Annotated in this window: 1 protein-coding gene; it reads right to left on the bottom strand. The window is 64.2% G+C overall.

Annotation, left to right across the window (positions count from 1 at the left end; translation table 11 throughout):
- Positions 1–316: hypothetical protein (locus tag FPZ47_RS28770; RefSeq protein ID WP_168209599.1), on the bottom strand; the 316-nt coding region annotated here is incomplete at both ends.

Here is a 316-nt window from a genome sequence, read left to right as displayed (position 1 = left end):
CGATCACCACCCCTGACATCACCACCGCGCCGTTGACGATTCCGTCGGTTGGGTTGGGGGAGTTCACGTTGCCGTCGGTGAGTACGCCGGCGGTGACGACGCAGCCCGTGACGATTCCTTCGATTGGTTTGGGGGAGTTCACGTTGCCGTCGGTGAGTACGCCGGCGGTGACGACGCAGCCCGTGACGATTCCGTCGATTGGGTTGGGGGAGTTCACGTTGCCGTCGATCACCACCCCCGACATCACCACCGCGCCGTTGACGATTCCGTCGGTTGGGTTGGGGGAGTTCACGTTGCCGTCGGTGAGTACGCCGGC

This window comes from Mycobacterium helveticum, assembly GCF_007714205.1.
Classification (GTDB): domain Bacteria; phylum Actinomycetota; class Actinomycetes; order Mycobacteriales; family Mycobacteriaceae; genus Mycobacterium; species Mycobacterium helveticum.
The sequence above is the reverse complement of the archived record's forward strand: the minus strand, read 5'-3'. Positions and strand labels throughout refer to the sequence as shown.